This window comes from Massilia sp. LC238 (genome assembly GCF_000735635.1).
Lineage (GTDB): Bacteria > Pseudomonadota > Gammaproteobacteria > Burkholderiales > Burkholderiaceae_D > Telluria > Telluria varians.
The window spans coordinates 1-6,056 of the sequence record NZ_JNNN01000082.1; the positions used below are offsets into that span (position 1 = coordinate 1).

Consider the following 6,056-nt stretch of genomic DNA (forward strand, 5'->3'; position numbering starts at 1 on the left):
AAAGCCTGATGACCATAGCAAGTCGGTCCCACCCCTTCCCATCCCGAACAGGACCGTGAAACGACTTTGCGCCGATGATAGTGCTGCAACCAGTGTGAAAGTAGGTTATCGTCAGGCTAGTTATATGAAAAACCCCACCAGATGATTCTGGTGGGGTTTTTTGCTTTGTAGGGCTAAAGCCCGCTGTTCGGATCCGCACTGCGGATCCTCACTCCAGCAACTGCTGCACCAGTCGCGTCATTTCCTCGAGCCGGTACGGCTTGCGCAGCAGGTGATTGCGCCCGAGGATCTCGTCATTTGCGCCGCCTTCGCCCGGATAACCCGATGCGAACAACAGCTTCGCCTGCGGCAGGTAGTCGGCCATTGCCGCCGCCAGGTCCTGCCCGCGCACCTCGCCAGGCATGACCAGGTCGGTGAAGACGAGATCGATCGGCAGCCGCTGGCGGATCATGCCCAGCGCCGTCTCGCCGTCCGCTGCTTCGAGCACGCACAGCCCGAGCTTGCGCAGCACCTCGACGCTGACCTGCCGCACCGGCGCTTCGTCTTCCACGACGAGCACGGTTCGTACGGAGACAGGCGCCGCTGCGGGCGCCGGTTCCACCTCGGCCGCCTGCAGCAGCGGGAAATACATGCTCACGGCCGTGCCGCTGCCGGCCACGCTCGCCAGTTCGATCTGCCCGCCGCTTTGCCGCACGAAGCCGAAGGCCAGGCTCAACCCGAGGCCGGCACTGCGTCGGCCCGCCTTGGTCGAGAAAAAGGGCTCGAAGGCGCGCCGCTGGACCTCTTCGTCCATGCCGGCGCCGTTGTCCGTGAGGCGCACGCGCAGGTAGCCCGGGGCCTCGTCGGCCTGCGCATGTCCCGGCAAGTGCGCCGCGTCGGCCGTCAGCTCGAGCCACCCGTCCTTGTCCATGGCTTCCGCCGCGTTCTGCACCAGATGCAGGACGGTTTTCTCGAACTGGGCCGGATCGACGCAGGCCTGCAGGCCGTCGCCGTGCGACAGCGTGAGCGCATGTCCGCCCAGGGTTTGGCGGATCGTGCCTTCCATGCTGCGCAGGTGCCGTCCCACATCCAGGGCCAGCGGCGCCAGCGGCTGCCGGCGCGCGAAGGCCAGCATCTGCGAGGCCAGCTGGGCGCCGCGGCGTACGCCTTCGGAGGCTGCTTCCAGGCGCTTCACCGTCCGCTCGTCGGCGCGGTGCGCCACCCGCAGCAGCTGCAGGTGCCCGTTGATCAGCTGGAGCACATTGTTGAAATCGTGGGCCACGCCGCTCGTCAGCTGGCCGATCGCTTCCATTTTTTCGGCTTCGTGCAGCGAGGCCTGTGCCCGTGCCAGTTCGTGCGTGCGTGCGAAGAGCTCGGCCTGGCTCGCGCGCAGCGCCTCCAGCGCCCGGTCGCGTTCCCGGGTCGCGCGATAGGCACGCGAGTGCGCCAGCAGGCGCGCCGCGAGTTCGACACTGTCCGGCCACTTCACCAGGTAATCGATCGCTCCCGCCTCGAAACCGCTCGCCTTCACGCGCGGACTGGTGTTCGACGACAGCATGATGATCGGTACCTCGGCCACGCGCGGATCCTGCTTGAGCGTGCGGATCACTTCCAGCCCGTCGATCATCGGCATATGCAGGTCGACCATCACCACGGTCGGCGCGAATGCCAGCGCCGTCTCGAGCGCTCGCGACGGATCCTGCTGGTATTCGAGCACGATGCCGGGTTCGTCCGCCAGCATGCCGCCGACGAGGTCCGCATTGATCCGGTGGTCGTCGATCAGCAGGACCCGGGTTTCGATCGTTTTGGTGAGCATCTTGTCCTGGACCGGTCTTATTGAAGAGTCTCGCCCGCTTCGAGCATCGCCTGCGCGATGCTTTGTTCGAGCTGCAGCAGATCGTAGGGCTTGGGCAGCACGATGATGCCGCTGTCGGGCGCAACGCGCACGTTGTTCCCCTCGCCCGAGGTAAGGATCACGCGCAGCATCGGGCGCATCGCGATTGCCCGTGCCGCCAGCTCGAGGCCGGACAGGCGCGGGAGGTTGAGGTCGGTGAAGAGAATGTCGACCTCATGTTCGTTCAGCAGCATGAGCGCATGTTCGGCAGAGCCGCTGCCGCTGGCCGCATGGCCGAGCGCCGCGAGCAGCTCGCAGGCCAGTTCGCGCGTGTCCGGATCGTCTTCGACCACCAGGATGCGCTGCGTGTCGTCCTGCGCGGACGGAATCGTGCGCACGATGTCGTCCGCGACCGCCGGCGCCGCCATGGGCACCGACAGCGTGCTCGCACCCAGCTGGCCGCGGATCGTCCGCGCCAGTTGCTCGCGGCTGAAGGGTTTCGGCAGTAGCTCGATCGCTTCGTCGAAGGAGGTCTCGGGCAGCTGGCCCGAGGTCAGCAGGATGCGCGTGCGCGGCGCGATGTGCCGGCACTGCGCCACCAGCGAGGCGCAGTCGACGGCGCCCGGCATCGATAGGTCGGAGAACAGCAGGTCGACAGGCATCCCGGACTGGAGCACGGCGAGCGCCTGCTGTCCGCTCTCGGCGCCGAGCACCCGGTAGCCCAGGCCGGCGAGCAGCTCGGTGGTGGTGGCCACGACCGCCTCGTCGTCATCGACCACCAGGATGGTCTCGTCGCCGCCCGGCACGCTGGCCTCGTTCACAGCCTGCACGTGCAGCGCCTCGCCGTCGGCGCGCGGCAGCAGGATCGTGATCGTCGTCCCATCGCCCGGGCTGCTGTCGATGCGGATCTCGCCGCCGCTCTGGTTCACGAAGCCGTACACCATGCTCATGCCCAGGCCGGTGCCTTCGCCGGGCGCCTTGGTCGTATAGAACGGATCGAAGATCTTGGCGAGGACTTCCGGCGTCATGCCGCAGCCCGTGTCCGTGATCGACAGCGACACCTGGCCTGCGGATGCCTCGCCGTTGCTGACGCTGATCGTCAGGAGCCCGCTGCCGCCCATCGCGTCGCGCGCGTTGATCGCCATGTTCAGGATGGCGTTTTCGAGCTGGTTGCGGTCCACCCTGGCATGCCAGAGTCCCGGCGCCCGGCGCAGGTCCAGCACGATCCGGTCGCCCAGGGCGCGCAGCAGCAACGACTCCATGTCGGCCAGCAGGCGTCCGAGGTCGGTGGTCACCGGCTGCAGCGGCTGGCGGCGCGCAAATGCGAGCAGTTGCGAGGACAGCTTCGAGCCGCGTTCGACGGCCGCAACCGCGCTCGCCACGCGCGCACCGAGCACGCTGCCGATTCCGTCCAGTTCCATCAGCTGCAGGTTGCTGGAGATGATCTGCAGGACGTTGTTGAAATCGTGGGCCACGCCGCTGGCAAGCTGGCCGACCGCTTCCATCTTGTGGGCCTGGCGCAGCGCATCCTCGGCCTTGGCGCGCTCGGCTTCTTCCAGCACGACCTTGCGCTCCAGCGAGTGGTTCAGTTCGCGCAGCGCCGCCTCGGCCTGCCGCAGGTTCTCCTCGGTGCGTTTGCGCTCGGTGATGTCGAGGGCCACGCCGAGGTAGCGCCGCTCGCCGGCGATCGTGCTCGGGACGGCCTCGCCGCGGCGCGCGATCCAGCGCCGTTCGCCGTTGTCGACGCGGGTGATCAGGAATTCCGAGTAGCGCAGCGGATTCGATTCGCTGCCGATGCGGTTCGGTCCGGCCAGGTGCAGGAAGGACGGGTCGACGCGGCTGAGCAGCAGGTCGGCAGTGACCTCGATATCGGCGGCGAAGCCCCAGATGCGGCGGTAGGCATCCGACACCACCAGCTTGCCGGTGCTCGGGTACCACTCGAAGGTGCCGATGCCGCCGGCTTCCTGCGCGACACGCAGCCGCTCCTCGGTCAGCGCGTGCTCGGTAACGTCGACGCCTTCGACGAAGATGCCGTGGATACGGCCGTCCGCATCCTTCAGCGGCTGGTAGACGAAGTCGAGGATGCGGCGCTCCATGTCCTGGCCGTTGCCGCGGTCCAGCTGGACCTCGAGCTGGCGGCCATGGTAGGGCTCGCCGCTCGTGTAGACACCGTCGAGCAGCTGGTAGATGCCCTGTCCATCGAGTTCCGGCAGGGCGAGCCGCACCGGCTTGCCGAGGATCGGGCGATGCTGGACCAGTTTCAGGTAGGCGTCGTTGGCAAGCGCGAACACGTGTTCCGGACCGGTGAGCACCGCCATGAAGCTCGGCGCCTGGCGGAACAGGGTGTTGAGGAAGTCCATGTCGCTGGACAGGCGCCGGTTGGCCTGTTCGAGCGTGATGCGCAGGGCGTCCAGGTCGCTGTTGACCTGCTCGAGATGGCTTTCGTGGCGTTCCCGCTGCTGTGCGCTGTGTACCCGCTCGGTCGTCTCCAGCACGGTCGCCAGTACCCCGCGCACGACGCCGTGCTCATCGACGGCCGGACCGTAATAGAGGTCGAACCAGATCTCCTCCGGCACGCCATGACGGTCGAGGACGAAGCGGGCGTCGCGAAAGACCCGTTCTTCGCCGGCGAAGCAGGCATCGAGGACTTCCTCGTTGAAGTCGCGGGCATCCGGCCAGGCGTCCAGCACCGAGGTACCGAGGACCTGCGGATGCTTGCTGCCGCACACCCGCGCGTAGCCGTCGTTGTAGATGAGGGTACGGTCGTCACCCCAGATCAGGGCCATGCCGGCCGGCGAGCGCAGGACGACGTCGGTCAGCGTGCGCAGGGCAGCTGGCCAGCTGTCGAGGGGGCCGAGCGTTGTCGTGCTCCAGTCCCGGGATCTAATCAGCTCGGCCGCTTCGGAACGCGAAGCGGGCCAAACGATCTTGCTCATACTGCCTCATCTGGTCGAAGGCGAAGCTCGCCAGGGCCGCGTTGCGAACAACGTGTCCGCAACAGCGTGACAGTGTAACACTGGAAACTGAGCGGTCAGTGGCTTTTGTCTGTATGCCAATGCATGTTCAGGCAGCCTGGACGCCGCCGTTCATGCGCAGTTCCAGCTTGTTCCAGAAGCGGTCATGGACCGGAAGCAGCAGGACGTTGCAGACCGGTTCGAGCACCGCGGCCATGCCGCCGACGGCAAGCGAGCCGGTAGCAACATACATCACTGCGAACGCCACGCCCATGTGGAGGACGGTCTGGCTCAGTTTCTCGGCAGCGATGCGCAGGTAGCGTTCACGTTCGTGAAGGGCGCGAGCACGGACGGCGGCCCATGCCTTCTCGTGCAAGGGAAGCAGCAATACATTGATGAGCGGTTCGATGACGATCGCCAGTCCACCGAAGACGACCGAGCCCGTCACGGCGTACGCGATGGCGAACGCGATCGCCATGTGGGTGATGACCTGACTGGTTTTCTTGGCGGCGATGACCATGCTTGCTCTTCCTCTGTTCCGTTAACACTGCTGTAATGCCAAATGATATCGATTCTCATTCATAGCTAAAAGCAAATTTAATCAAAGAAGTTGATAGGTGCAGGCTATTGGCCAGCGCCGCCTGGGCGGGGCCGGCGCTGTGGTTTGTTCACATACGGGTTACTTGCGCTGCATACGGGAGTTTTGCTATAGTCTCGTTTCTCCGACGCACACCGCAGCTTTTACAGCAGCGACAGCGAAAGAGACGAGGGGTTGACGAGTTAAGCGAAACACTGCATAATCTCACTTCTCTGCTGCTGACGAACACAACGCTTCGTAAGGTGCAGCAAGGTAGTACAGAACAACGGTTCTTTAACAATCAACAGTCGATAAGTGTGGGCGTTTGATGAAGGTGCCAGCTGACTAGTTCAGCTGCATACTTAAATTATCAAATGTTCACAAAAGTATTAAGCGTTGTCTCAGCAATGAGATAACGGTCAGTATCTTGAGTGAGCGAAATCGATCCAGTGGATCGATTTCGAAAGCCGTAGCAATGCGGTTTTCGACAAACAGAGATTGAACTGAAGAGTTTGATCCTGGCTCAGATTGAACGCTGGCGGCATGCTTTACACATGCAAGTCGAACGGCAGCACGGACTTCGGTCTGGTGGCGAGTGGCGAACGGGTGAGTAATACATCGGAACGTACCCAGAAGTGGGGGATAACGCAGCGAAAGTTGCGCTAATACCGCATACGTTCTACGGAAGAAAGTGGGGGATCTTCGGACCTCA

3 protein-coding genes and 2 rRNA genes are annotated in these 6,056 nt (G+C 64.4%); 2 read left to right on the top strand and 3 right to left on the bottom strand.

Annotation, left to right across the window (positions count from 1 at the left end):
- The first annotated feature begins 4 nt into the window (after positions 1-4).
- A 5S ribosomal RNA gene (gene rrf / locus FG94_RS24870) occupies positions 5-117 on the top strand.
- A 91-nt stretch (positions 118-208) separates the two neighbouring features.
- Here the strand turns inward: rrf and FG94_RS24875 are convergent.
- The 3 genes from FG94_RS24875 to FG94_RS24885 all read right to left on the bottom strand — a co-directional run bounded on the left by FG94_RS24875 (position 209) and on the right by FG94_RS24885 (position 5,287).
- Entirely contained in the window at positions 209-1,795 is a 1,587-nt protein-coding gene (locus FG94_RS24875; RefSeq protein WP_036217342.1) for a response regulator, read from the bottom strand.
- 17 nt (positions 1,796-1,812) lie between these two features.
- Positions 1,813-4,749 (bottom strand): response regulator, encoded by a 2,937-nt coding sequence (locus FG94_RS24880; RefSeq protein ID WP_036217344.1) that lies wholly within the window; start codon positions 4,747-4,749, stop codon positions 1,813-1,815.
- A 127-nt stretch (positions 4,750-4,876) separates the two neighbouring features.
- The gene (locus FG94_RS24885) at positions 4,877-5,287 is read right to left on the bottom strand and encodes a DUF2061 domain-containing protein (protein WP_036217346.1); all 411 of its coding nucleotides are present in this window, start codon (positions 5,285-5,287) and stop codon (positions 4,877-4,879) included.
- 557 nt (positions 5,288-5,844) lie between these two features.
- On the opposite strand from FG94_RS24885, the gene FG94_RS24890 reads away from it, so the two are divergent.
- Positions 5,845-6,056, top strand: a 16S ribosomal RNA gene (locus tag FG94_RS24890); the annotation flags it as partial.

Coding starts and splice junctions, on each gene's coding strand:
- FG94_RS24875 (WP_036217342.1), bottom strand. CDS start 1,795: ATGCTCACCAAAACGATCGAAACCCGGGTCCTGCTGATCGACGACCAC.
- FG94_RS24880 (WP_036217344.1), bottom strand. CDS start 4,749: ATGAGCAAGATCGTTTGGCCCGCTTCGCGTTCCGAAGCGGCCGAGCTG.
- FG94_RS24885 (WP_036217346.1), bottom strand. CDS start 5,287: ATGGTCATCGCCGCCAAGAAAACCAGTCAGGTCATCACCCACATGGCG.